Origin of the sequence: Microvirga pakistanensis, assembly GCF_004458765.1 — a bacterium.
GTDB lineage: Bacteria > Pseudomonadota > Alphaproteobacteria > Rhizobiales > Beijerinckiaceae > Microvirga > Microvirga pakistanensis.
The window spans coordinates 50,458-74,278 of sequence record NZ_SPJX01000673.1 but is presented as its reverse complement, the minus strand read 5'-3'; the positions used below and the strand labels follow the sequence as shown (position 1 = coordinate 74,278).

The 23,821-nt window shown below is 61.6% G+C and carries 23 protein-coding genes and 2 pseudogenes; 22 read left to right on the top strand and 3 right to left on the bottom strand.

Features of this window, described 5'->3' with window-relative positions; translation table 11 throughout:
* The first annotated feature begins 119 nt into the window (after positions 1-119).
* Complete coding sequence (locus E4K09_RS26690; protein ID WP_280177499.1) at positions 120-476, top strand: SCO family protein; 357 nt, start codon at positions 120-122, stop codon at positions 474-476.
* Between the two features lie 39 nt (positions 477-515).
* Here E4K09_RS26690 and E4K09_RS26685 read toward each other — a convergent pair whose 3' ends face one another.
* Positions 516-890, bottom strand: a complete 375-nt coding sequence (locus tag E4K09_RS26685) for a hypothetical protein (protein ID WP_134500660.1) — start codon at positions 888-890, stop codon at positions 516-518.
* Between the two features lie 275 nt (positions 891-1,165).
* Here E4K09_RS26685 and E4K09_RS31195 point away from each other — a divergent pair.
* The 9 genes and pseudogenes from E4K09_RS31195 (at position 1,166) to E4K09_RS26640 (ending at position 7,955) form a co-directional block, all read left to right on the top strand.
* Positions 1,166-2,076: pseudogene (locus tag E4K09_RS31195) on the top strand (GGDEF domain-containing protein).
* A gap of 186 nt (positions 2,077-2,262) precedes the next feature.
* Entirely contained in the window at positions 2,263-2,877 is a 615-nt protein-coding gene (locus E4K09_RS26675; RefSeq protein WP_134500659.1) for a L,D-transpeptidase, read from the top strand.
* Positions 2,878-2,955: 78 nt separating this feature from the next.
* Positions 2,956-3,438 (top strand): annotated as a pseudogene (locus E4K09_RS26670) (IS6 family transposase); the annotation flags it as partial.
* Between the two features lie 275 nt (positions 3,439-3,713).
* On the top strand, positions 3,714-4,553 hold the full coding sequence (locus E4K09_RS26665; protein WP_134500658.1) for a transporter substrate-binding protein: 840 nt from the start codon (positions 3,714-3,716) through the stop codon (positions 4,551-4,553).
* Between the two features lie 54 nt (positions 4,554-4,607).
* Complete coding sequence (locus tag E4K09_RS26660; protein ID WP_134500657.1) at positions 4,608-5,270, top strand: amino acid ABC transporter permease; 663 nt, start codon at positions 4,608-4,610, stop codon at positions 5,268-5,270.
* A gap of 4 nt (positions 5,271-5,274) precedes the next feature.
* On the top strand, positions 5,275-5,934 hold the full coding sequence (locus tag E4K09_RS26655) for an amino acid ABC transporter permease (protein ID WP_134500656.1): 660 nt from the start codon (positions 5,275-5,277) through the stop codon (positions 5,932-5,934).
* 13 nt (positions 5,935-5,947) lie between these two features.
* Entirely contained in the window at positions 5,948-6,718 is a 771-nt protein-coding gene (locus tag E4K09_RS26650) for an amino acid ABC transporter ATP-binding protein (protein WP_134500655.1), read from the top strand.
* A 17-nt stretch (positions 6,719-6,735) separates the two neighbouring features.
* Entirely contained in the window at positions 6,736-7,125 is a 390-nt protein-coding gene (locus tag E4K09_RS26645) for a RidA family protein (protein ID WP_134500654.1), read from the top strand.
* A 20-nt stretch (positions 7,126-7,145) separates the two neighbouring features.
* Entirely contained in the window at positions 7,146-7,955 is an 810-nt protein-coding gene (locus E4K09_RS26640) for an IclR family transcriptional regulator (RefSeq protein WP_134500653.1), read from the top strand.
* A gap of 804 nt (positions 7,956-8,759) precedes the next feature.
* Here E4K09_RS26640 and E4K09_RS26630 read toward each other — a convergent pair.
* Positions 8,760-9,659, bottom strand: a complete 900-nt coding sequence (locus tag E4K09_RS26630) for a LysR family transcriptional regulator (RefSeq protein WP_134500652.1) — start codon at positions 9,657-9,659, stop codon at positions 8,760-8,762.
* A 137-nt stretch (positions 9,660-9,796) separates the two neighbouring features.
* On the opposite strand from E4K09_RS26630, the gene E4K09_RS26625 reads away from it, so the two are divergent.
* From E4K09_RS26625 to E4K09_RS26610, 4 genes are all read left to right on the top strand, one after another.
* Positions 9,797-10,342 (top strand): carboxymuconolactone decarboxylase family protein, encoded by a 546-nt coding sequence (locus E4K09_RS26625; protein ID WP_134500651.1) that lies wholly within the window; start codon positions 9,797-9,799, stop codon positions 10,340-10,342.
* Positions 10,343-10,416: 74 nt separating this feature from the next.
* On the top strand, positions 10,417-10,851 hold the full coding sequence (locus tag E4K09_RS26620; RefSeq protein ID WP_134500650.1) for a VOC family protein: 435 nt from the start codon (positions 10,417-10,419) through the stop codon (positions 10,849-10,851).
* 60 nt (positions 10,852-10,911) lie between these two features.
* Positions 10,912-12,513, top strand: a complete 1,602-nt coding sequence (locus E4K09_RS30905) for a 2Fe-2S iron-sulfur cluster-binding protein (RefSeq protein ID WP_134500649.1) — start codon at positions 10,912-10,914, stop codon at positions 12,511-12,513.
* A gap of 19 nt (positions 12,514-12,532) precedes the next feature.
* Positions 12,533-13,048, top strand: coding sequence for an HPP family protein (locus tag E4K09_RS26610; protein ID WP_134500648.1), 516 nt, complete (start codon positions 12,533-12,535; stop codon positions 13,046-13,048).
* A 616-nt stretch (positions 13,049-13,664) separates the two neighbouring features.
* Here the strand turns inward: E4K09_RS26610 and E4K09_RS26605 are convergent.
* Positions 13,665-14,078, bottom strand: a complete 414-nt coding sequence (locus E4K09_RS26605; protein WP_134500647.1) for a hypothetical protein — start codon at positions 14,076-14,078, stop codon at positions 13,665-13,667.
* A 552-nt stretch (positions 14,079-14,630) separates the two neighbouring features.
* Between E4K09_RS26605 and E4K09_RS26595 the strand changes: the two genes are divergently transcribed.
* The 8 genes from E4K09_RS26595 (at position 14,631) to E4K09_RS26560 (ending at position 23,795) form a co-directional block, all read left to right on the top strand.
* Entirely contained in the window at positions 14,631-17,015 is a 2,385-nt protein-coding gene (locus E4K09_RS26595; protein ID WP_193557360.1) for a hybrid sensor histidine kinase/response regulator, read from the top strand.
* A gap of 35 nt (positions 17,016-17,050) precedes the next feature.
* Positions 17,051-17,425 (top strand): response regulator, encoded by a 375-nt coding sequence (locus E4K09_RS26590; protein ID WP_134500645.1) that lies wholly within the window; start codon positions 17,051-17,053, stop codon positions 17,423-17,425.
* Positions 17,422-19,056 (top strand): adenylate/guanylate cyclase domain-containing protein, encoded by a 1,635-nt coding sequence (locus tag E4K09_RS26585; RefSeq protein WP_134500644.1) that lies wholly within the window; start codon positions 17,422-17,424, stop codon positions 19,054-19,056. The genes E4K09_RS26590 and E4K09_RS26585 overlap by 4 nt, the downstream gene beginning before the upstream one ends.
* 768 nt (positions 19,057-19,824) lie before the next feature.
* Positions 19,825-21,411, top strand: coding sequence for an MASE4 domain-containing protein (locus E4K09_RS26580; RefSeq protein ID WP_134500643.1), 1,587 nt, complete (start codon positions 19,825-19,827; stop codon positions 21,409-21,411).
* 11 nt (positions 21,412-21,422) lie between these two features.
* Positions 21,423-22,049, top strand: a complete 627-nt coding sequence (locus E4K09_RS26575) for a response regulator transcription factor (protein WP_134500642.1) — start codon at positions 21,423-21,425, stop codon at positions 22,047-22,049.
* 140 nt (positions 22,050-22,189) lie between these two features.
* Positions 22,190-22,582, top strand: a complete 393-nt coding sequence (locus E4K09_RS26570; RefSeq protein ID WP_244610707.1) for a response regulator transcription factor — start codon at positions 22,190-22,192, stop codon at positions 22,580-22,582.
* Between the two features lie 142 nt (positions 22,583-22,724).
* On the top strand, positions 22,725-23,399 hold the full coding sequence (locus E4K09_RS26565) for a hydrolase (protein WP_134500640.1): 675 nt from the start codon (positions 22,725-22,727) through the stop codon (positions 23,397-23,399).
* 117 nt (positions 23,400-23,516) lie between these two features.
* Complete coding sequence (locus tag E4K09_RS26560; protein WP_134500639.1) at positions 23,517-23,795, top strand: XapX domain-containing protein; 279 nt, start codon at positions 23,517-23,519, stop codon at positions 23,793-23,795.
* Positions 23,796-23,821 lie beyond the last annotated feature (26 nt).

Genomic DNA, 23,821 nt, shown 5'->3' with positions numbered 1-23,821 from the left:
CGCCTCAATGCCACGGCGGCGTGGAAGTCTGTAACCTGCGTTGCCGCGTGAGCCCGTCAGTTGAACGCATTTGCCTCAGTGCGTCCGCCATCAGTTAATGTGACAACGCCCCGACGACGCTGTTCCGGATGACCCAGCACCTGAGGGAGCTCGGGCCCGACGCCGACCGCCTCAACGTCGGGTTCGTGACCGTCGATCCGGGGCGCGACACGCCCGAGCTGCTGAAGACCTACCTGGAAAGCGTCGACCCCCGGATCGTCGCGCTCACCGGCACGCCGGAGGAGCTGGCCGCCGCCGCCAAGGCCTTCCGCATCTCGTACCGCAGGGTACCGACTGAGGGCGGCGACTACACGATGGAGCACACGGCATCGGTGATCGTGATCGATGCCGGGGGTGGGTTCGTCAGCCTCATCGACTACCACGAGGATGTCGCCACCGCCCTTTCGAAATTGCGTAGGGCCATCCGGGGATCGTGATGGCCGAGGGGCACCGATTGGCGCCCCTGCCTACCCGGATCAATTCGGCCTGGGCGTTTCTGGAGCCGGGGGCGGTGCCGGAGGACTTGCGGGCGTGTCCTGCTGCATGCTGGGCATGGTCCGCATCCCGGGCATGCCCTGCATGCCACCGGGCTGCTGCGGCTGGTGCTGCATCATGGCCATGTTCCGGCAGCACGGGCACATGCCGCCCATAGACTGGCCCGGCTGCGCGGGCTGGGTCGTCTCGCCCGGTTGCCGGGCTTGGGCCGTGGCCGTCGGCGTGGCGCACATCATCGGACTGGCCGCTGCGGTCGAACCCGTGGTCTGGGCCGCAGCCTGGTGCATCGGGCAGGCGAGGACGGGGGTGGCGGCGAACCCTGCCGAGACGGCGATGGCCAGGGTGAGCTTTCTCATGGCTTGTCCCTCCGGAATTGACGCAGCAAGGTTCGCGCCGTTCGCGGGTCCCGGCAACCCCCAATGTGGTGAGCGGCCGACTGGAAGCCGGTTCTTTGGGCACCGAGGATTTTGCTCGGGCTGGCCGTCCTGCGTCTTCTGCGTGTAGAAGGCCAAAAGTCCTTCCGGAGTTCCAGCCTTCCAGATGCAGTCGTTCCCTTCAGAGCCCGATGACGAAGCGCTCAGCAACCTCATGGAGGCGCTGACCGAGAGCGGGCAGGCCGTTTCCATCTACGATGCCGAGGACCGCCTGCGCTACGCGAATAAGACCTATCGGGGCATGTTCCTGGTCGGTTACGAGGGGCGCCGACATCCTCCGGTACGGTGCCGCGCACGGGCTCGGGGTGAGGGTCGACGGCGGAGACGTCGAGGCCCTGATCGCCAGGACCCTTCCCCGGCGCAGGACATCCCGCCGGAAATCCTTCGAAACCGACCTCATCGATGGACGCTGGTTCTGGATCGAGCACACGGTGCTGCCGAACGGCTGGGTGCTGACCGTGGGGACCGACATCTCGGCGCTGAAGCACAACGAGAAGTCCCTGCGCCAGGCGCACGAGGCGGCGCTCCTGGCTTCGCGCACGGATGCTCTCACCGGGTTGCCGAATCGCCGCTACATCATGGAACTGCTCGACGAGGCGCTCGCGACGAGCAGGCAGTCCGGCTCAGGGTTGTGCGTCGCCATCATCGACATCGATCACTTCAAGGACATCAACGACACCTATGGGCACGATGCCGGCGACGTGGTTCTCCAGCATTTCGCCCAGGCCTGCCGCGAGAGACTGCCCCCGGAAGCCATCTTGGCCGGATCGGAGGCGAGGAGTTCCTGCTGCTCCTGACAGATGTCCGGCTCAGTGACGCGGACCGTCGGCTCGACGCGGTGCGGGCCGGCTTCCCGGCCGCCGTATTGCCTGACCACGCGACCCGTCGGCCTGTCGCCTTCAGCGCGGGCCTGACTGAGGCGCTGCCGCACGATGACCGCAGCTCGATCCTCTACCGCGCGGACCGTGCTCTGTACACGGCCAAGGCCGAGGGGAGGAACCGCACCAGGATTGGCTTCGGAATGGAAAACCCTGCCCCCGAGCCGAGCACGTTCCAGCCAGCAACCCTGGTCGCGGCACCTGATCCATGGGCTCCGTGGTCCAGGTAGGATGCCCGCTACGCCAGGGAGACCCAGCCCCAAAGAGATCCCAACATTCGGCTGGCGGCCCTCGTCCTCTGTCTTGAAGCACGTCCACACAGTTCCGTGAGATCGGATTGACCCGCGGAACCGCGGTCCTGACCGGGCGTCTGTAGGAATGTCGCCTTGTATTCCTATCCCAGAGGACTTTTCTCTATGCGTCGTGTCGGTCTGCTTGCCGCATCCTTGCTGGGCGCTCTCACCCTCGGAGCCAGTTGGGCGAGGGCCGATGTGCTGATCACCGTCGACAAGACCACTCAACGCATGTCGGTCTCCGTGGATGGCCAGCCGCGCTACGCTTGGTCGGTGTCGACCGGCAAGGCCGGGTATGAGACGCCGGTTGGCACCTTCGGGCCATCCCGTCTGGTGAAGGACCATGCCTCCAAGGAGTGGGACAACTCGCCCATGCCGCACTCGATCTTCTTCACGCACCGGGGCCATGCGATCCATGGCAGCAACGCCACCCGCAGCCTTGGCCGGCCCGCTTCGCACGGCTGCGTGCGCCTTGCGCCGGCGAACGCGGCGAAGCTGTTCGCCCTGGTTCGCAGTGAGGGCATGCGGAACACAAAGATCGTGATCAAGGGAGACGAGCCGCGGCAACCCTCCGCACGGACGGTGAAGCGGGAGCGGCCCAAGGCCCAGTATGCTGAACCGTCGGTGGGAGCAGACTACTCCGGCCGTCAGCCGCAGCGCTCCGAGGCCCTACGCCCCGCACAGGCTTATGGATACGCAAGCCCGCTGAACACACAGGCCATCTTCGATTGGCGATGACCCGGGACGGCTCTGTCGCAAACCTTTTGTTTCAGAGTTTCAGCTACTGGGGTGGAGGTCTGAGGGGCGGAGGAATCGGTGTTCAAGGGCAGGAATTTTGATCCCTCGGTGATCCTGCTCTGCGTCCAGTGGTATCTGGCTTACGGCCTGAGCCTGAGAAACCTCGAGGAGATGATGGCTGAGCGCGGCATCTCGGTCGACCATGCGACCATTCACAGATGGGTCGTCCGGTACGCGCCCGAACTTCTGAAGCGCTTCCATGCCCGCAAGCGAGCCGTGACCGGAAAGTGGCACGTCGACGAAACATACATCAAGGTGAGTGGTCGCTGGATGTACCTTTACCGGGCGGTCGACAGCAACGGCGACACGGTTGAATTCTGGTTCAGTGAGCAGCGCAATCTCACGGCCGACAAGAGGTTTCTGCGTCAGGCGCTCAAGCGCCACGGCCGCCCCGAGCGGATCGTCATCGATGGCAGCCAGACCAATCGGGAAGCCATCCTGTCGTGTGATGCCGAAAGCCGGCTGCAGGACCGTTCAAGATCCAGGCTCACGGCGCTGCGACGCTCGCCTGATCCAGAAATGAACCTTGGATCGTCGCGGCCCTTGCTGGTAACTTGACGGTGCCGTTCGATCCCCCTCTGCCTCAATGACCACATAGAGAAATTTTCTATCAGGCTGCAGCTGCAAGGCCGCGATGCTGAAGCCTCAGCCGTGCTTAACTGCTTTTTGCAGCAATGTGTCTTGACAAGGCGTCCGTCATCCCGCTTGATCGATCTATCCAATGTTGCGGACAGGTGTCCAATATATTGGACATCAGAAGAATTTGAGGGAACATCATGACCATTTCACTTCGTGCCGGCTTGATGCTGGCGACTGCCACCCTCCTCGCGTCCGCTCCAGCCCTGGCCCAAACCAGCAAGCTCGATGAGGTGCTGAAGCGTGGTAGGCTTGTGCTCGGTACCGGCAGCACCAATGCGCCGTGGCATTTCAAAAGTGCGGACGACAAGCTCCAGGGCTTCGACATCGATATGGGCCGCATCATTGCCAAGGCGCTTTTCGGCGATCCCAACAAGATCGAGTTCGTGAATCAGTCCTCCGACGCGCGTATCCCGAATATCACCACGAACAAGGTCGATATCACCTGCCAGTTCATGACCGTGACGGGCGAGCGTGCGCAGCAGGTCGCCTTTACCATTCCCTATTACCGCGAAGGTGTCGGCTTGATGCTGAAGGCCGATGGTAAGTATTCTGACTATGCCTCTCTCAAGGCCGCCGGTTCGTCAGTCACTGTTTCGGTTCTCCAGAACGTCTATGCCGAGTCCATGGTGCATGCCGCTCTGCCACAAGCGACGGTCGACCAGTACGACTCCGTGGACCTGATCTATCAGGCGCTGGAATCCGGCCGCGCGGATGCGGTTGCCACCGACCAGTCGTCGCTCGCCTGGCACATGACGCAGAACCCGGGCCGCTATAAGGATGCAGGTTACGGCTGGAATCCGCAGAGCTATTCCTGCGCTGTCAAGCGTGGTGATCAGGACTGGTTGAACTTCGTCAACACCGCCTTGCACGAAGCCATGACGGGTGTGGAGTTCGATGCCTACGCCAAGTCGTTCAAGACTTGGTTCGGCAAAGATCTGCCCCAGCCGCAGATCGGTTTCCCGGTCGAATACAAGTAAGGGCCGCGGAGCGGGAGCATCTCCCGCTCCGCCAGTCTAGAAGGGTGGCACGCCATGGGTTACACGCTGAATTTCGGCGCCGTGTGGCGCAACTTCGATTTCCTTCTGCATGGCCTGATGCTCAGTCTCGGTCTCGCGGTGACCTCTATCTTGATTGGTGCGGCGATAGGCCTTGTCCTGGCCTTCGCGCTGATTTCGAAGAACCGTTTCGCAGTTGTGCCAGCGCGGCTCTACGTCACGGTGCTGCGGAATCTGCCAATCCTCGTCCTCGTGCTCTTTGCCTACTTCGCGCTGCCGCAGATGGGCTTCCGCCTCGACAAAATCAAAAGCTTCGTGCTGGTGCTGTCGGTCTATTCGGGCGCGTATCTGGCTGAGGTGTTTCGCGCTGGGCTCCTATCGATCCCAAAGGGCCTGACGGAAGCCGGCCTCGCCATCGGCCTGACGTCAATGCAGATCCGCACCTCCATCATAGCGCCGTTGATGGTGCGAAACGTGCTGCCGTCATTGTCCTCAACCGTGATCTCTCTGTTCAAGGATACGTCTCTCGCCGCCGCCATCGCCGTGCCGGAACTGACCTTTGCCGCGCGCAAGATCAACGTTGAGAGCTTCCGCGTCATCGAGACCTGGATGATCACGTCCGCCCTTTACGTCGCGACCTGTTTCCTCATCGCCGCTCTGTTGCGCTTTGTCGAGCGCCGGTTGGCTCTGCCGAGGTAAGCCGATGTCTCAGTCCTTTCTCGATCAACTCTGGACCGCCCGATACGTCATCATGAGCGGCCTCGGCATGTCGGTGTCGATCTCGTTGCTAGCCATTCTCGCGGGCTCCGTGCTCGGTGTCTTCGTGGGCATGGCGCTGGTCTTTGGCGGTGCGGCGCTGCGGTTTGCGGTGCGGGCTTACACCGACATCGTCCGTGGTACGCCTGTCCTTGTATTGGTGCTCGCAAGCTACTACGTTTCCTCCGCTGTCGGCGTCAACCTTGGGCCTTTCACTGCGGGCGTCCTCGCGTTGGCGATCTTCTGCTCCTCTCACGTGGGTGAGATTGTGCGCGGCGCGCTCCAGGCGATCCCAAAGGGACAGACGGAGGCCGCCAAGGCCATCGGTCTGACCTTTACCCAGACGTTCACATCCGTGCTCTGGCCACAGGCCATGCGGCAGTTCCTACCGGCCTGGGTGAACACGGCCGCCGAGATGGTGAAGGCTTCGACGCTTCTGTCCGTGATCGGTGTCGCGGAACTGCTGTTGCGCACGCAGGAGATCATCTCCCGCAACTTCCTGAGCCTCCAGTTCTACTTCCTGGCGGGTGCCCTCTATTTCATCGTCAACTACGGCATTGAGCGCTTCGGCAAATATGTCGAACGCAAGACCACCTTGCCGTCCTGAGGAGACCGTATCGATGGCCAAGACCATTCTCGACATAAGGGGCCTGCGTAAGACATACGGGCAACACGAAGTCCTCAAGGGCGTCGACTGTGCCGTTCAGGAAGGCGAGGTCATTGCCATCATCGGCTCATCCGGCTCCGGCAAGACGACAATGCTGCGCTGCATCAACATGCTGGAGGAATTCCAAGGCGGCACGATCAGCCTCGACGGCGAGGAAATCGGCTACCACGTTGAGGGTACGGCGCGCCGTCGCAAGAGCGAGAAGGAGATCGCCCGTCAGCGCGCGCTGACCGGGATGGCCTTCCAGCAATTCAATCTCTTCCCGCACATGACGGCTGCGGAGAACGTCATGCTCGGGCTCATCAAGGTGAAGAAGATGGCGAAGTTCGAGGCTCGGGCCATCGCGGAGACCTGGCTCGACCGCGTTGGCCTTGCCTCCCGGGTGGACCATTATCCCGGCCAGCTTTCTGGCGGCCAGCAGCAGCGCGTCGCGATCGCTCGGGCCATTGCCATGGCACCCCGGCTGATGCTGTTCGACGAGGTGACCTCGGCGCTTGACCCCGAACTGGTGGGCGAGGTGCTACAGGTCATCAAGGGCCTCGCCGCTGACGGCATGACGATGCTCCTCGTAACTCACGAGATGCGCTTCGCCTATGAGGTCTCGTCGCGCGTCATCTTCATGAACCAGGGCGTCATCTGCGAGGAAGGCAACCCAAAGGAAATGTTCGTGCGGCCGAAGACTGAGCGGCTCGCCGAATTCCTGAAGACCTCCAGCTTCAATTAGAAAGAAAGAGAAAACCCATGACGATCAAGCGTTACGGCACCGGCGAAACCGGAGCTGGCGGACAGCCGCTGCCCTTCGCCCGTGCTACTGAGGCCGACGGCTGGCTTTATGTTTCCGGCCAGGTGCCGATGGAAAAGGGCGAGATCGTGCCTGGCGGCATCATTGCCCAGAGCCGCAAAGCCATTGAGAACATGATCGCGATCCTCAAGGAAGCCGGCTATGAGCTGGAGGATGTTGTGCGCGTCGGCGTCTGGCTTGATGATCCGCGCGACTTCTGGAGCTTCAACAGCGTCTACGCGGAGTACTTCGTGGCCAACCCGCCCGCCCGCGCTTGCGTTCAATCGCACATGATGGTCGACTGCAAGGTCGAAGTCGATTGCGTGGCCTACCGCGCTGATCGCGTCTGAGACGCGAGTTGGAGATGAGCATGGCCGAGCCCGCCAGCGACAATGGAACGCGACGTACGCGGGGACTGGATCGCGCTTTCGAGATCCTGGAGTTCCTGCGTGTGAAGCGTCAGCCCATGCGGCCGAACGAGATCGCCACCGAAATCGGTGCACCACGCTCCTCGGTGTACGAGCTCGTGAACCTGTTGCTCAGCCACGGCATGCTTGACTATCAGGGAGGCGACGGACGGGTCTTTCTCGGCCGCCGCCTTTATTTCCTTGGCACCGCCTATGCCGAGCAGTTCGACCTCATGCGCGAGTGCGATCGTATGCTGATCCGACTTGCCGAGGAAACTCGCGAAACGGCGCAGATGTGCCTGCTCGAAGGCAATAAATACACGGTCGCCATGATGCGCGAGGGCATTCGCCCGTTTCGCATCTCCTCCAACGTCGGGGAACGCGTCGCCATTCCGTGGACGGCTTCGGGGCGTCTTCTCGTTTCGCATCTTTCGGACCAGGAAATCCTCGACTTTATTCCGTCGGAGGACTTCGTCCTTCCGAACGGCAGGGCGCTTGAGCCTTCAGACTTTATCGCCCAAGTACGGGCTGCCGCACGCGATGGTTACTTCACCTTCAACAGCGAAGTGGAAACCTTCACCCATTGCTTTGCTGTCCCAATCTACCAAGCGGACAAAACCTGCATCGCCACACTCTGCTTGGTTGCACCCCGTGAGGACGGGTTGCGCCATCGAACCGCCTATCTCGATAGTTTGCTGAGCGCAGCGGATGAGATTTCGGAAAAGCTTGGTTTTAATCTCCTTCCAAGGCCGGTGTCCTCATCACGGGCTTGAGTGGAGGCAGCTTGTGCTGCAATCCTCCCAAGCTTAGGTCGCTGCCAGGGAGTCTTTTCCGCGCTTACCCTGGTGCCTAGCAGCAAAGCCTCAAGCTGACTATTGGCCCCTGGTGTTGGCTGTAGCGGCACTTCGTCCGGGTCTGAGCTGGGCAACCGGGCAAAACCCGACCCCACGCATCCCAGGCGTACCGCTCGTCGAGCCAGGCTCCGGTAAGTTCCATTGAGCGGAGGTGCTGGAGCGGCAGGAATCTCGAAGGTCCGGTGCTGGCACTTCTCGGAAGTAGACTGAAGGTCTGCTCTCGCGAGGAGCAGCGGACATTCCCAGGTTCCGTTGCAACTTCTAACGTAGGCCAAGCGAAGGCCGGACAAGGACGCAGGTTACGCGGCTGGGCCGAACAGGGTAGCAATGAAGTCGCGCTGAGCGCTCATGTCATTCGCTGGTACGTCAACCACCTGGCCCTTGCCGCCATGCGCCCAAGACATGGAACCACATAGGACGTCCGTGAAAGCGTCAGGCGGTCGGGGCAACGCTGGACCAGATTGCAGCCGATCTGCGGCTGGCTCCTCGCCGCGTGAGGAGGGTTAGCCTGCCATTCGGAAATTCTGACCCATCCCGTGAGAATGCTGGACCATCGATAGACCCGACCGGTGGCCTCCTTATGCGAACATTTGATCTACTTCCGAGAAGTGCCAAAGGACGACGTTCCCAGATACGATCGCTCTCGTTACTGTCTCTTAACCCCTCCGCAAGACCAGAAGCCGTTAGGCGTCATTTCTGACCTAGGAGGCGGACTGGCCTTGATTAGTTGATCGACATATCGGCCCTCAGCCGCCCGGCTGCAAAATCCATGAAGGCTCGCACGCGGCCTGAGACACGGCGGCCCTCCTGATGAACGAGGTGGATCGGGATGGGAGCGGCCTCGAACTCGGCCAGGACAATCTTGAGCCGCCCGGCGGCGAGTTCTGGTGCAACCATGTACGACAGAACCTGTGTCAGCCCATGGCCCTGCAACGCAGCCGTGATGGCCATTTCCGCTGTATTCACCACGAGACGGGGAGAAGGCCTGACCCTTATCTCGGCGGCGTCATTCTGGAATGACCATTCCAGCGAGGGCGATACGCCCTGGAACGCGATCGTCCGGTGCCGGGCGAGATCACCCGGCTCCTGTGGAATGCCGTGCTCGGCAAGGTAATCCGGTGACGCGCAGATGACACGCCGGACCGATCCGACCCGCAGCGCCGTCATCCCGGAGTCCGGCAGGTGAGCGATACGCACGGCGACATCGAGCCCTTCCTCCATGAGGTTCACCACCCGATCGACGAACAGCGTCCGGGCGCTCACCTGCGGATAGCAGTCGATGAAGTCCAACAGAATAGGCGCGACATACATCCGCCCAAACAATACCGAGGCGGTGATCGACAATTGCCCACGCGGTTCGCGATGCGCACCGGCCGCAGTCTCCTCCGCCTCCTCGATCTCGGCGAGAATGCGCCGGCAATCCTCGAAGTAGCGCGCTCCCGCCTCGGTCAGCCGCACATTGCGGGTGGTGCGGTGGAGAAGCCGCGTCCCGATCCGCTGCTCGATGGCTGCGATAGCCCGCGTCACTGCCGGCGGCGACATCGCCAGCCGCCGGGCCGCGGGAGCAAACCCCTCTTCCTCCGCGACGGCCACGAACACCGTCATTGCCTGCAATCGGTCCATCACTGATTATTCCGTCAACTGGAATGATCCATTGCCAAAAGCGGGCATTCAGTTCGCATACAAGCGGAGCCATTGTCCAGGGCGTCGGGCACGCCCTGCCACCGACGTTCCGAAACCCTACCGAAAGGACATACCCCATGGCCCGCATTGCCATTGTCAATCCTGCCACCGCCACCGGCGACGCCAAGACGCTCCTCGATGCCGTTCAGGCGAAGCTCGGCATGACCCCAAACTTCCTCAAGGTGCTCGCCAACTCGCCCGCAGCCCTCGGCTCCTTCCTCGGCCTGCACGGCATTGCCGAGGCCGGCAGCCTGGACCTCCAGACCCGGGAGCGCATCGCGCTGGCCCTCGCCCAGCAGAATAGCTGCGAATACTGCCTCTCTGCCCACACCGCCATCGGCCGCAAGACGGGGCTCACGGGCGATGAGATGGAGGCCAACCGCCAGGGCACCTCGCAGGACACCAAGGCCGCCGCTGCCGTCGCCTTTGCCCGCGCTCTTGTGGAGCACAAGGGCGAGGTGACGAATGCCGAGATCGATGCGGTGCGCAACGCCGGCTACGGTGATGCCGAGATCGTCGAGATCATCGTGCATGTCGGCATGAACCTGCTCACCAACATCCTGGGCAAGGCAAGCCGGGTCGAGATCGACTTTCCGAAAGTCGCGCTCAAGCAGGCGGCCTGATCGCCCGACCAGCGGATGCTCCGACGACCTCCCGGAGCATCCGCCCCTTTCCTCCCTTCCTTTGGAGTTGCGCTATGACGAACCCTGCCCTGACGTCAGGTGTCGACCATGTCGGCTTGACGGTCCCTGACCTCGCCGCGACCCGGGCGTTCTTCACGGACTGCCTCGGCTGGACCCCGCTCGGGGAAAACCCCGTCTATCCTGCGGCCTTTGTCACCGACGGCGTCACGCGGGTGACCCTGTGGCAGGTCAAGGCCCCAGAAAACCATGTGTCCTTCGATCGACATTGGAACGTCGGTCTTCATCACCTTGCCTTCCGCGTCGCGGATCTGGCGACGCTTCTGGCCATCCACGGGCGCGTGACCAAATGGTCAGGAGCCGGGGTCGAGTTCGCGCCGGAGCGGAACGGCGCCGGCCCCAAGATCCACTGCATGATCCGGGAGCCGGGCGGCAACAGGATCGAGTTCACGTACACGCCGCAGGACTCGGCCCTTTTGGCCTATGGGTGAGGGGCGGCAAGCCTTCCGCTCTTCGCCCGTCCTCCCTTCCATCCACGGAGCACGTGAGCCATGGTCCGGGCTTTCGCAGAGATCACGTTCACCCCCAGCGTCAAGGCGGCCCAGGCGCGCTACGGCAGCCGCGCCGCGAACGAAGGCTTCGAGCATGCCGAGGAGCGCCGCGATATCCTCACAGACCGCGAGGCCGAGTTCATCGCGGCACACGACGGCTTCTATCAGGCCAGCGTGAGTGAGACCGGATGGCCGTACGTTCAGTTCCGCGGCGGCCCGAAGGGCTTCCTCAAGGTGCTCGACGAGCGCACGATCGGCTATGCCGACTTCCGCGGCAACGTCCAGTACATCAGCGCGGGCAACATCGCCGCGGACGGCCGCGTCGCACTTATCCTAATGGACTATCCGAACCGGCGTCGCCTCAAGATCTGGGGTCGCGCGCGCATCGTGCACCAGGACGAGGATCCCGAACTCCTGGCGCGGCTCGAAATCCCGACCTACCGCGCGCGGGTCGAGCGGGCCATCGTGATGACGATCAAGGCCTTCGATTGGAACTGCCCGCAGCACATCACGCCCCGCTTTACAGAGGAGGAGATCGCCGAACTCGTGGCACCACTGCGGCAGCAACTCGCCCGTATCACCGAGGAAAAAGAGGCCCTGCGGGCAGCGGCAAGGACATACGTGCAGGCGCTCGGCACCGGACCGCTTGAACTGGTCATTACCGGCGTACGCCAACTGACGCCCCGCATCAGGGCCTATGAATTGCGTTCCCCCGGTGGCTCTCCCTTGCCATCCTGGACCCCGGGTGCGCATCTGACCGTGCCCGTCCGCCTGGCCGATGGGCGCGAGCAGACCCGCAGCTACTCTCTCATGGGCGATCCGGCGGACCGTCACGTCTACGAGATCGCGGTGCTGCGCGAGGACTCGGGCAGCGGCGGCTCGGTGGCTGTCCACCGGGACTATGGGCTCGGGACTGTTCTACGCTGCGGCCTTCCCCGAAACCTGTTCGAGTTGCACGAGGACGACAGACCAAGCGTGCTCGTCGCAGGCGGGATCGGAATCACGCCGATCCGCGCGATGGCGTTGGCCCTGCTGTCATCCAGACGCCCCTTCGAGCTTCACTACGCCGCCCGGACCCCAGTCGAGATGGCACTGCGCCAAGACCTTGAGGCCCGGATCGGCAACCACCTGCGGACCTACTTCAGTCGGGACGGGGAGGCCTCCCGGCTGTCCATCGACAGGATCCTGGCGGACGCACCGCGGGAGGCCGTCTTCTATGTCTGTGGGCCCTCCTCTCTGATCGAGGCTGTGCATGAGCGGGCGCTCGCAAGGGAGATTGGAGCCGAGCGCACCCGATCCGAAAGGTTCGCAGCCAATGCAACACGCGCGGGAGATCGGCCGATCGAGGTGCGCCTCGCCCGGTCCGACGCGACCGTCAGCGTCGCACCCGGCCAGACCATCCTTGACGCTCTCATCGCGGCCGGGGTCGATCCCCTCCACGATTGCCGCGCCGGGACGTGCGGCACCTGCGCCACGAAGGTTCTCGACGGCGTACCGGATCATCGGGACAGCGCCCTCTCCGATGCTGAGCGGACCCGTGCAGGCCTGATGTGCACCTGCGTCTCCCGAGCCCTTACCGATCACCTCACCCTCGACCTGTGATGCAACAGGAGCCGAACTCATGAGCAATCAACCACCCTCCTTCCAAACCCGTACGACAGGCGTCCTTCCGCCCCTGCCCGCACTGCGGACCATCCTTCTCGCAGGGCTTGGCGGCAGTGTTGCGACTCTCGCACTGTTCTCCCTGGCGCAGTGGTCCGGGCTCGCCTTTGTCATGGCACCGTTCGGAGCAACCTGCGTACTGGCCTTCGCGCTGCCGGACAGCCCCCTGTCGCAGCCGCGCAGCATCGTGGGCGGGCATCTCATTGCCACGACAGTCGGGCTTGCCGTCGGCAGCCTGCTTGGCGTCTCCCCCTGGACGATGGCGTTGGCCGTGGGGCTCACCATCGCGCTGATGCTCGCCACCCGCACGACCCATGCCCCGGTTGGAGCGGATCCTCTCCTGGTGATGCTAGCGATGCCCGGCTGGTCGTTCCTGCTCACGCCGGTGCTGACGGGCACCCTTTCACTGGTCGTGGTGGCGATCGCCTACCATCGCGTCACGGGCCGCCGGGACTATCCTCGCTACTGGCTCTGACGGCCTAGCGCATGATTCCTACCACCGCCTCGGACCGTTTGGGGTGATCATCCCGTAAGCGGCACGTGTAACGACAAAGATCGCCCAGCCTCAAGGGGACCATACTCAAACTTGAACAAGCCTTTGCGTGTCAGCGGTCACCTTGGCTGGTCGCAAATGTCCGCTCGGGGTTAGGTAGTGAAGTCCATTCACTTGTCGGAAGGTCTGGTTACGTAAGGATTGCTGCCTTCGAGCTTAGGTCTCAGGCGTGCCGGGAGCGGCCCTTTGCATCAGGCATCAAGCGGCGCTCGGCACACTGGCTGGATGGTCTACCTGAACCTTGCTATTATGGGACTGCTGTGGGTGCTGATCAGCCCAGCCGTCTATTCGCCTCCGGAGGAGCCGTGCTCGAGGACAATTAGCTGACGACTACCCAAGCCTTGTGACCCGCAGCACGGGGCCGATCCTCTCCGCTGCCAACCATTGCCGTCAGTGATCTTGAGCGGGATGTACTGGTCATTCGCCACCGCGATTCGAGCGACCTGCGCATCATGAATGTCATGCCCAAACAGACCTGACGTTAGGGAGCGTAAACGAAAAAGGCAGCCCGAAGGCCGCCTGCGTTCAGGGCTGGGGCTTACCAGCCGTAATCGTCATCATCATAGCCGTTATACGCAGGCTCGTAGCGCTTCTCGACATAGCGCTTTTCAATGATAACCTTGCGTGTCACCACCGGACGCTCATAGGTGTAGTCGTCATAGCGGCGGCGAACGCGTCGGTACTCGACCGGCTGCTGGTAGCTGTGGCTGTAGCCATAGTTCGGAGCGTAGGCCGGGCGATAGCCAGAAGCCGGATACCCGTAGCTCTGACCGTAGCCGTAGGCTGGAGCCGCATGCGCCCGGGATTGCGAGACAATGAGCCCGCCTATCACCGCACCCGCCACACCCGCTACAATCGCGGCCCTCTTGCGACCGTTCTTGGCCTCCGCCACGTCGGGGGCCATGCTGCCCAGCGCGATCACAGCCGCTGCCGCAATAGCAAGTTTCTTCATCTTCTGATCTCCGGGATGCAGCACGGCTGCTGGAACGTCCTGTTGAAGCCACTCTACGCACTCGACCTGAACGGGGGCTAAACGGCCGGTTCACCAAGATCGCCTCTTAATTCTTCCGTGTAACGGCTCGCGATCCTCACCTGCCAAAGGCACAGGATTGCGGTGACCACGAGCTCCATGATTATCCCGCCGATCATGAAGACGGACGGCAACCCTGTGAGGCCCAAGCCGATGAGCCGCCCGATCCCCAACGACCATAAGAAGCGTCAGGATGCGGAAGCAGTTGGTCTTCTCCTTGATGCTGGGGATCGTGCTCCAGAAGCACAGGCCGATGCCGAGCAGCAGACCCGATAGGTAGCGAAAATGGCTCTCTGCCGGGATGCTGACGGCATCTCCGGTCAGGGCTAACTGGCCGGTAATCTCTGGTTACATCCCTCTTTGTAGTCAACAGAAGCACATATGACGGCAGGCAATAAGCTATGGTAGTGTCAGACGTGAGGTGGGGACTTAACCAGCGCTTGAAGCTGCTGCCAAGCTATGGAGGTTGCCAGGATGATCACCCAAGATCCGGCAGGCCATGCAGCCACCACCTCCTCGACGGCATCGGGTTCGGCAGAGCAAGCTCAGCCGATGTGGCCAAGCTTCCGGGGAGTGCTTACAAGCGCTAAGCGAGCGTTCACCCGGCCACAGCATCCTGGCCAGCGGAAGCCGAAGTGGCATCTCATCTACTTCGCTCTTGCGACCTTCGATATTGTGACGGTCGCGGGCAGCCTCACGCTCAACCACAAAATCATGGAGATCTACTCCGCGTCCGTTGATATCAACCAGCGCTGGGCTGACCGGCTGGCTAGTTTCTCCGAACTCGGCCAGGTCGCCTCAGCGGTTAACGCCCCCGGCAACGACGTCTTCGATTCCCGCGATGTCCCTGCTGAAGCAAAACGACGGGATGAAGCACTCGCAGAGTTCGACAGGCAACTTGCCACCAATCGGGCTGATTTGATGGCCTCCGTCACAGAAGACCAAGCGGCCCCTCTCCTTACACGGCTCGAGGCGGTCTCAGCGGCCATACGGGACATGTCGGCCGAGGCTGACCTGATCTTCAACTACTTTCGTTCCGGGGAGACCGACAGAGCCGGCCAGCGCATGGCGACGATGGACCGCAAGTACGCCCGGGTCAACGCGGAGCTAGCGGGGCTGAGCGGGCAAATCCGGGAGATCCAGAAGCGCCACTTCCAGGAGCAGGTCGCGGCCGCAGAGTACCTCAAGAGGTTTGAGTATCTCATTGGAGCTCTGATCGTCCTGATGGTCGCCGGGGTAACCTTCTATGGACACAAGATTGCGCGGAAAGTTCGTGCCGATGAGGAAGCGCTTGAACAGTATGCCATCAGCCTGAGCAGAGCACGAGATGAGGCGGCTGCGGCGAGCAAGGCCAAGTCAGCCTTCTTGGCGAACATGAGCCACGAGCTGCGGACGCCCCTGAACGCGATTAATGGGTACAGCGAGATGCTCTTGGAGGAAGTTGAGGATCTCGGGCAAACAGAACTCAAGCCGGATCTCGAGAAGATCCGGTCTGCCGGCAAGCATCTGCTAGGCCTCATCAACGACATTCTGGACCTGTCGAAGATCGAGGCCGGTAAGATGGATATCTTTGTCGAAACCCTTGACATGCCCGGCCTGCTCGGGGAGGTGCGGGCGATCGTGGCTCCCTTGATGGAGAAGAACAGGAACGAGTTCGTAGTCAACCATGCTCCCGAACTGGGCACCATGCGCTCCGACCAGACGAAGGTACGGCAAATCCTTTTCAACCTTCTCAGCAATGCGGCCAAGTTCACAACGCAGGGCCGGATCACACTCGACGTTAGGCGCCTGGCAAGAGATGATGGTGACTGGCTCGAGTTTGAGGTGTCAGACAATGGCATTGGAATGACGCCGGACCAGATCGAGAAGTTGTTCTCAGCCTTCACCCAGGCGGATGCGTCGACGACCCGGAACTATGGCGGAACTGGACTCGGGCTGGCGATCACCAAGCATTTTTGCTTGATGTTAGGCGGCGACGTGGTGGTCCGTAGCGAGTACGGCAAGGGATCGACCTTTGCTGTCATCCTTCCGGCGGTCTGCCCTGTTACTGATGAGGCACTGCCTCCAAATCGAGCCGAAGGCACGGCCGGCACGGTGCTGGTTATAGACGATGAGCGTTCCACACATGACCTGCTGGAACGTGAACTAGGCGCACGCGGTTACCGGGTCGTGCATGCCGCTGGCGGGCGCGAGGGTCTGCGCCTTGCCCGCGAGGTGCGGCCCGATGCCATCACCCTCGACATCATTATGCCCGAGCTCGATGGTTGGGCCGTGCTGCGGGAGCTCAAGGCAGATGCAGACTTGAGAGCCATCCCGGTGGTCCTCGTAACGGTCCTGGGAGACCGGGAAATGGGTTACGCCCTCGGAGCCGCGGACTATCTGACGAAGCCAGTTGACGCAGATGCATTGGTCGGTGTCTTGGGACGCTTCTATGCCGGTGATGGCGAGGTCCCTGTTCTGGTTGTCGATGACGATCCGATCACGCGTGAGATGCTGCGGCGGATCCTGTCGAAGCGGGGCTGGTCGGTCACTGAAGCGGCCGATGGTTCCGATGCACTGTCCGTTCTCGGCAGGACGCGGCCGGCGGTGGTAGTTCTGGACCTGATGATGCCCGGGATAGATGGTTTCGAAGTGCTCGACGCAATGCGCCGGGAAGCCGCTTGGCGTGAGATCCCCGTTGTGGTCGTCACGGCCAAGGACCTGAGCGCTGAGGAGATCACCTGGCTTAATCAGCATGCCGAAAAGGTCTTCCAGAAGGGAGCATACAAGAGATCCGAACTCGTCGGCGTTGTTCACGACATGATCGCGAGAGGCACGGGGACGAGCGTCTCACGCCGATCAATGGAAGGTGCGCGTTAGCCTTACCTTCCCTTCCCTGAGCACCGGAGATGCCCATGCCCACGATCCTGCTGGTCGAAGACAACGAGTTGAACCGGGACATGCTCTCGCGCCGGCTTGTGCGTAACGGGTATGGCGTTCTCATCGCCGAAGATGGCGCCAAAGGCTTGAGCGCAGCAATCGATGGCAAACCCGACCTCATTCTGATGGACATGAGTTTACCAGTCATGGACGGCTGGGAAGCCACGCGGCGGCTCAAGGCGGAGCCGCAAACCCGGGCCATCCCCGTGATCGCCCTTACGGCGCATGCCATGTCGAGCGATCGGGAAAAGGCCGTGGCGGCGGGCTGCGATGACTATGATACGAAGCCGGTCGAGCTGGAGCGCCTGCTCGCGAAGATTGAACGCCTTCTCCAGGCTGGCTCCCTATGAACTGGGATTTACCCTTCACTGAAGATGGCCGGTCCGAGCGCTTTCTGAGCGAACGCCAAACGAACGCACGCCTCTCCCATGTCCGGCAGGAGCTGCTGGCTCCTGTGAACGCGATCGCCGGGTACGCCGATATCCTGCGTGATGAGGCAACCCGGCTCGGGCTGCTGGCTCTCATGCCGGACGTCGAGCGCGTTCTGGAGTCGGCCGAGACCTTGCTCGGGCTTGTCGAAGGGCTCCTCGACGCCGGAACCACACTGACGCGCCACGAAGGGGAGAGCCTGCCAGACTTCCAGGAACGCTTGCGCCATGATCTCCGCAACCCGCTCAACGCCATTAAGGGCTATGGCGAGATGCTCCTCGAGGACATCGTGGATGCTGGTGCCGTTTCATTGCGCCAGGATCTGGAGCGGCTTCTGACCGAGGCAGCCCGCCTCCTTGCCAGCCTCGAATGGATTGTCAATTTCACCTGCTATCATGCGACCACAGCCGAGACCGAGGACGAACGCACGCGGCTCATGGCGGCCGACCCGCTGCTCGCCATAAGGGCTCCGGACCTTTCCCGTAAGCATCCGCGCGAAACGGGAAGGATCCTGGTCGTTGATGACAATGCGAGTAATCGTGGCCTTCTCCTGCGTCAATTGGAGCGCGAAGGTCACCAGGCAATCGAAGCTCGGTCAGGTCGCCAAGCCCTACAGATTCTCGACGCCGAGGAAGTTGACCTAATCCTGCTCGACCTGATGATGCCTGACATGAACGGCCTTCAGGTCCTGGAGCGGCTCAAGGGAAGCGAACGGCTGCGGGACCTTCCGGTGATCATGATCTCTGGTCTCCAGGAGACCGACAGTGTCATCCGGTGCATTGAGGCAGGCGCCGAGGACTACCTGCCCAAGCCCTTCGATCAGGTCCTGCTCCGGGCCCGGATCAATGCCTGCCTGGAGCGGAAGCACTGGCATGACCGGGAGCTTGGCTATCTGGCACAGCTCAAGGCCGAGAAAGAAAAATCCGACGCGCTGCTGCGCAGTATCCTGCCAGGGCAGATCGTAGGGCGTTTGAACGGTGGCGAGGTGGTGATTGCCGACCGCTTCGAACATGTCACGATCCTCTTTTGTGATCTTGTGGGGTTTACCAAGGTGGCCGCGCGTATTGCTCCTGGCCAGCTTGTAGAAAACCTCAACCGGATCTTCTCAGCCTTCGACGCCCTTGCTGGGAGCTTGGGTGTCGAGAAGATCAAGACTATAGGCGACGCTTATATGGCTGCCGCAGGCCTTCCTGAAGTCAGGCCGGATCATGCCGAGGTCATGGCGGAACTGGCCCTGCGCATGCTTGAGACGCTCGAGGGGCTTAATCAGGATACCAAGATCCGGTTTCGGGCTCGGATCGGAATGCACACAGGTCCAGTTGTCGCCGGGGTGATCGGCATGAACAAGTTCATCTACGACGTTTGGGGCGATACGGTGAACGTGGCCAGCCGTCTTGAGGCCTGTAGCCTTCCGGGTCGCATCCAAGTGTTGGACGAGATGCGATGCGCCCTTGAGCAGCGCTACGAGTTCGATCCTCGGGGCGTCATTAGCCTGAGAGGGAGGGGACGGATGGCAACGTCCTTCCTGACAAGAAGGAAACACACCTCATAGATCGATATGCTGGTCATTACGGGAAGGTCTTCACCTGCTGAGGCTCTGCATCTCTTGAGCGGTCGGGTCTTACCGCGTGGTGTGCCCAGTTACTCCAGCATTCAGCCTTGAGCAATAAAGGCTGATAATCTTTCGATATAGAACCGGAGCGATAGAAGTTCCGCAACGGGTCAGGCACGGTAGTTCCCTTGCCCGTCAGCAACGTCCGGTATTCGCTGCCAGAGTTGACACTTGGTTTACTTCAGATGAGTGCCAGAACCGGACCTTCCGTCTGGCAACCAGTCGGCGCAACTATATGTCTATGACGTTATATCCTTGAAGAGGGAACCAGAAAGGATGGTACCATTGCACTCGTCGGCATTGGGTTTTCCGCGATAGCTCATGGCGCGCATCAGGGACGATCCCTGTGGTCGAGTTGCTGACAATAAATCGCGTTATGGTTGCGATCATCAGGTCAGACGACTTCTCGCCTGTTTGGCAACACTGGCATCTCAGGCTGACCCTTGGCCGCAAGAATGGCGTTGTTGTCAATGGCGTACAGATGTTTGCCCTTCGGGTGTTGACCCGCGATAGAGGCGTGCGTTGTTAAGCACCAGGTCGGGAGCCCATCGACCAAGGGCGGTCCATCCAAGCCCAACCTGAAACGGGGAACCAAGCCCCCGCATAGACCTTAATGTCGAGCTCATATCTCTGCGTGTCCAGCAGCTCCTTCCATTCAAAAGGTATTTCCCGTAAAAATCCCGCAACCGTAAGGATCGCGATGCGTCGATGATTGAAGCGCAAGGCCAGCACCCTTTCCTTTTGTCGACCGCATTGCCCAACCGAAGCCAACGGCGGCTGGCAGTGGGCATCGTTGCCGCTCTGATGGCGGCGATGCTGCTTTCCGCACCCTTCGCCCGCCTCGACCTTCCGGGAACCGAGATCCTTATCCCGGCCTACGCGGCGGCAGCGCTCCTCATCGAGTTGCTCACGTCAGCCCTTCTCTTCGCTCTGTTCTCGATCGACCGTTCGCGGGCCATACTCATCCTGGCAACCGGCTATCTCCTCTCGGGCCTGCTGACGATTCCTTGGGCCCTGAGCTTCCCCGGCGTGTTCACCACGCTTGGGCTCGAACCGAACCTCCAGACCACAGCCGGCATCGCCGCGGCGCGGCGTCTCGGATTCGCCCTCTCCATCCTCGCCTTCACACTCATGAAGGACAAGAAGAACTGGGACCAATCGTGGAAGAGTTCAGGTCACGCCATCGTGGGCTGGATCGCCCTGGTTGCCACCCTGACATCGGTCTTGACTCTCGCCCTGGTCCTGCGTGCGGAGAACCTTCCAGCCTTCATGCTCAATACGCGGGAGGTGGCCCCGCTCTGGCACGTTGTTCCCGCAGCATCAGTGGGGATTTATCTGACCAGCCTCGCAGTGCTTTGGACTCGGCTGCGTTCGACGCTCGATCTGTGGTTGATGGTGGTGCTCGGCACGCTACTGATCGAGATCCTCTTGATCTCATATCTCGGCGGCGCCACGCGGCTGAGCGTCGGCTGGTGGGCAGGTCGTCTGTTTGGCCTGGCATCTGCCAGCGTGGTACTGCTCGTCCTCCTGTCCGAGACGACAGCCTTGCATGCTCAATTGGTTCGTTCCATCCGCTCTGAGCGCTTGGCCCGGGAGAGCCGGCTCACGGCTATGGAGGCACTATCGGCCTCAATCGCGCACGAGATCAACCAGCCACTGGCCAGCATGGTCACCAATGCCAGCGCTGGCCTGCGCTGGCTCGACAATGACGTGCCACGCGTCGGGGAGGCGCGATCCGCCTTAGAGCGGGTGGTGCGCGATGGTCACCGCGCCCGCGACGTGGTCAATGGCATCAGAAATCTCTTCGGAACGGACACCCGGGAGCGTGTTCCAATCGACCTAAACCGTCTCATCGAGGGTGTCCTGTTACGGGCCGAGGAGGAGACGCGCCTTAGGCGTGTCTCGATACAGACCCATCTTGAGGGAGCACTTCCTGTCACCGTCAACCCAATGCAAATGGAACAGGTCATCTTGAACCTGATCGCAAACGCCGTTGATGCATTGAGTTCCGTCACCGATCGTCCCCGGATCATTAAGGTCAGGTCCCGTTCAGGAGAGGGAGAGGTCTTGGTGACGGTGGAGGATAACGGCCTGGGCATCGCATCCGACCTCCGGCACCGAATCTTCGATCCGTTCTTCAGCACAAAGCCGGAGGGCATGGGCATGGGCCTGATGTTCAGCCGATCCATCATCGAAGACCACGGCGGGCGGCTATGGGTGGCTGACAATATCCCGCACGGCGCAGTCTTCCATCTCACACTACCCTGCAACGCCGTATCGGACATTCGCCGTTGAGGATCAAGCCCATGAACAGGAAAGGTTCAATCGTCTACATTATTGATGATGACTTCTATGTCCGCGAGTCGATCGAGGACCTTCTTCGCTCGGTCGGTCACGAGGTGCGCTCCTACGGTTCGGTCGAGGCGTTCCTGGATGATCACCGCATCGACCTCCCCACCTGTCTCGTTCTCGATGTCCGGCTGCCTGACACCAGCGGGCTCGAGTTCCAGCGATTGCAGGAATCCATCGGCATGAGGTTTCCGATCGTGTTTATCACCGGCCACGGTGACATCCCGATGTCGGTCGCCGCCATGAAGGCAGGGGCGATCGAGTTCCTCACCAAGCCATTCCGAGATCAGGACCTGCTCGATGCGGTCCATGCGGGGATCGCGCTTGATCGCCGCCGCCGGGCAGACGAGGAGGCGCTCACGGAATTGCGGGCGAGATACACCTCGCTGACGCCGCGGGAGCAGGAGACGATGGCTTTAGTCGTGACCGGCATGTTGAACAAGCAGATCGCGGCCGAGTTGGGATTGAGCGAGATGACTGTGAAGGTCCATCGCGCCCAAGTCATGCGCAAAATGAACGCCCCCTCCCTCGCAGACCTTGTCCGGATTGCCGATAGTATCAACGCGGCTACCGGAAAGGCGTAGACACCCGCCACCACAGTTCGATTGAACTCATCCGCCCGCCCTTGCGATGATCAGCTCGGCGTTGGAGTTGTCACGCCGCCAGCCCGGGCCGAGGTCACATGATCTTCCGGGGTTTCGTAAGGGGCCAGAGGGTGGGCGACTTGCTGATCGCGATCGTGGATGATGATGAATCCGCCCGCGATGCCACCGTCGATCTGGTCAAAGCATTGGGGTTTGCTGCTGCGGAATTCGACTCGGCGGCCACGCTCCTGGGGTCGGAGGATCTGCACAAGATGGACTGCCTGATCACGGACGTGCGGATGCCTGGGATGGGCGGGTTCGAGCTTCATCGAGAGCTCGCCGCGTCTGGTTTTACGATCCCGACCATCCTGATGACAGCCTATCCCGAGGATCGCATCCGCCCACAGGCACTGGGGGAAGGCATCAAGTGCTACATCGCGAAGCCATTGGAGGCGGATGAGCTTCTATCGTGCATCCTATCGGCCGTCGATCATTCCGAGGGGCCTGTGGGTAAAGGATCCCAAGGGCGGTAACTTTGGGCCCAGCCGGGCAAGAACAGACATCGTATCAGTCACCTGCGTATCTGGCGGCACGGAAGAGGAGTGCTCCGGGCCTGAAGAAGCCTCCTGTCGCATCCCATGATGCCGCAAATCCTGCTCAACGAAGGAGAAGACCATGACCACCAATGCCACACCGACCCCCGGCGCACAGCTCGTCGCACCGAAGGACCACACGCTCATCATGATCGACTTCCAGTCGCAGATGTCGTTCGCGACCAAGTCGATCGACGCGGTGATGCTGCGCAACAACGCGGCGCTCGTCGCCCACTCCGCGGCGGGTTTCGGTGTATCGACTATCCTGACGACAGTGGCCGAGAAGAGCTTCTCTGGGCCAATGTTCACTGAGATTACCGACGCGTTCCCAGGGCAGGCTCTTCTCGACCGCACGTCGATGAACACCTGGGAAGATGCCACCGTGATCGAACGCATCAACGAGATAGGTAAGAACCGGATCGTGCTGTCGGGTCTGTGGACGTCGGTCTGCATCGTAGGCCCGGCTTTGTCAGCGATCGATCAAGGCTTCGAGGTCTACGTCATCGCCGATGCTTGCGGCGACGTCTCGGAGGAGGCGCACGAGCGGGCGATGGAGCGAATGATCCAGGCAGGCGCCAGACCTATGACATCCTTGCAGTACCTGCTCGAACTCCAGCGCGACTGGGCTCGTACCGAGACCTACGACATGACCACCGGTATCGCGAAAAGGTTTGGCGGCGCCTATGGGCTCGGCATCATCTACGCCAAGACGATGTTCGGCGCGAGCGAGGGTTCCCACGCTCAGGCCGCTGAATAATCTGGTTCAGGGCTGGTTTGCCTAAGCCTGGCAGACAATTAATCGGTCTCTGCGCGAGTTGGCGGCGCATCAATGCCGATGCGCCGCCCTCCCCAAGCATTCATTAGGAAGGATGCAATGAGAATCTACCTCATGTCGCTTGGGGCCGGCCTCCTGGTTGGCGTCATCTACAGCATGCTGAACGTGCGCTCTCCGGCGCCGCCCGTGGTCGCCTTGATTGGCCTGCTCGGCATTCTCGTCGGAGAGCAGATCCCGCCGCTACTCAAGGGCATCTGGCAGAAGGAATCGCCGGCAGAGTCCTGGCTGCATCAGCTCCGTCCGCACGTCTTCGGCCACCTGCCGCAAGGCGGCAGGCCCTCCGGACGGGCAGGTGAAGGGCAGAGTAAGGCATCATGATTCCGCGCCGCTTCACCCTTCCCAAC

What these genes read in the sequence shown, in the direction of transcription:
- E4K09_RS26685 (WP_134500660.1), bottom strand. Translation starts at nt 890, where the DNA reads ATGAGAAAGCTCACCCTGGCCATCGCCGTCTCGGCAGGGTTCGCCGCC.
- E4K09_RS26675 (WP_134500659.1), top strand. Translation starts at nt 2,263, where the DNA reads ATGCGTCGTGTCGGTCTGCTTGCCGCATCCTTGCTGGGCGCTCTCACC.
- E4K09_RS26665 (WP_134500658.1), top strand. Translation starts at nt 3,714, where the DNA reads ATGACCATTTCACTTCGTGCCGGCTTGATGCTGGCGACTGCCACCCTC.
- E4K09_RS26660 (WP_134500657.1), top strand. Translation starts at nt 4,608, where the DNA reads ATGGGTTACACGCTGAATTTCGGCGCCGTGTGGCGCAACTTCGATTTC.
- E4K09_RS26655 (WP_134500656.1), top strand. Translation starts at nt 5,275, where the DNA reads ATGTCTCAGTCCTTTCTCGATCAACTCTGGACCGCCCGATACGTCATC.
- E4K09_RS26650 (WP_134500655.1), top strand. Translation starts at nt 5,948, where the DNA reads ATGGCCAAGACCATTCTCGACATAAGGGGCCTGCGTAAGACATACGGG.
- E4K09_RS26645 (WP_134500654.1), top strand. Translation starts at nt 6,736, where the DNA reads ATGACGATCAAGCGTTACGGCACCGGCGAAACCGGAGCTGGCGGACAG.
- E4K09_RS26640 (WP_134500653.1), top strand. Translation starts at nt 7,146, where the DNA reads ATGGCCGAGCCCGCCAGCGACAATGGAACGCGACGTACGCGGGGACTG.
- E4K09_RS26630 (WP_134500652.1), bottom strand. Translation starts at nt 9,659, where the DNA reads ATGGACCGATTGCAGGCAATGACGGTGTTCGTGGCCGTCGCGGAGGAA.
- E4K09_RS26625 (WP_134500651.1), top strand. Translation starts at nt 9,797, where the DNA reads ATGGCCCGCATTGCCATTGTCAATCCTGCCACCGCCACCGGCGACGCC.
- E4K09_RS26620 (WP_134500650.1), top strand. Translation starts at nt 10,417, where the DNA reads ATGACGAACCCTGCCCTGACGTCAGGTGTCGACCATGTCGGCTTGACG.
- E4K09_RS30905 (WP_134500649.1), top strand. Translation starts at nt 10,912, where the DNA reads ATGGTCCGGGCTTTCGCAGAGATCACGTTCACCCCCAGCGTCAAGGCG.
- E4K09_RS26610 (WP_134500648.1), top strand. Translation starts at nt 12,533, where the DNA reads ATGAGCAATCAACCACCCTCCTTCCAAACCCGTACGACAGGCGTCCTT.
- E4K09_RS26605 (WP_134500647.1), bottom strand. Translation starts at nt 14,078, where the DNA reads ATGAAGAAACTTGCTATTGCGGCAGCGGCTGTGATCGCGCTGGGCAGC.
- E4K09_RS26595 (WP_193557360.1), top strand. Translation starts at nt 14,631, where the DNA reads ATGATCACCCAAGATCCGGCAGGCCATGCAGCCACCACCTCCTCGACG.
- E4K09_RS26590 (WP_134500645.1), top strand. Translation starts at nt 17,051, where the DNA reads ATGCCCACGATCCTGCTGGTCGAAGACAACGAGTTGAACCGGGACATG.
- E4K09_RS26585 (WP_134500644.1), top strand. Translation starts at nt 17,422, where the DNA reads ATGAACTGGGATTTACCCTTCACTGAAGATGGCCGGTCCGAGCGCTTT.
- E4K09_RS26580 (WP_134500643.1), top strand. Translation starts at nt 19,825, where the DNA reads ATGATTGAAGCGCAAGGCCAGCACCCTTTCCTTTTGTCGACCGCATTG.
- E4K09_RS26575 (WP_134500642.1), top strand. Translation starts at nt 21,423, where the DNA reads ATGAACAGGAAAGGTTCAATCGTCTACATTATTGATGATGACTTCTAT.
- E4K09_RS26565 (WP_134500640.1), top strand. Translation starts at nt 22,725, where the DNA reads ATGACCACCAATGCCACACCGACCCCCGGCGCACAGCTCGTCGCACCG.
- E4K09_RS26560 (WP_134500639.1), top strand. Translation starts at nt 23,517, where the DNA reads ATGAGAATCTACCTCATGTCGCTTGGGGCCGGCCTCCTGGTTGGCGTC.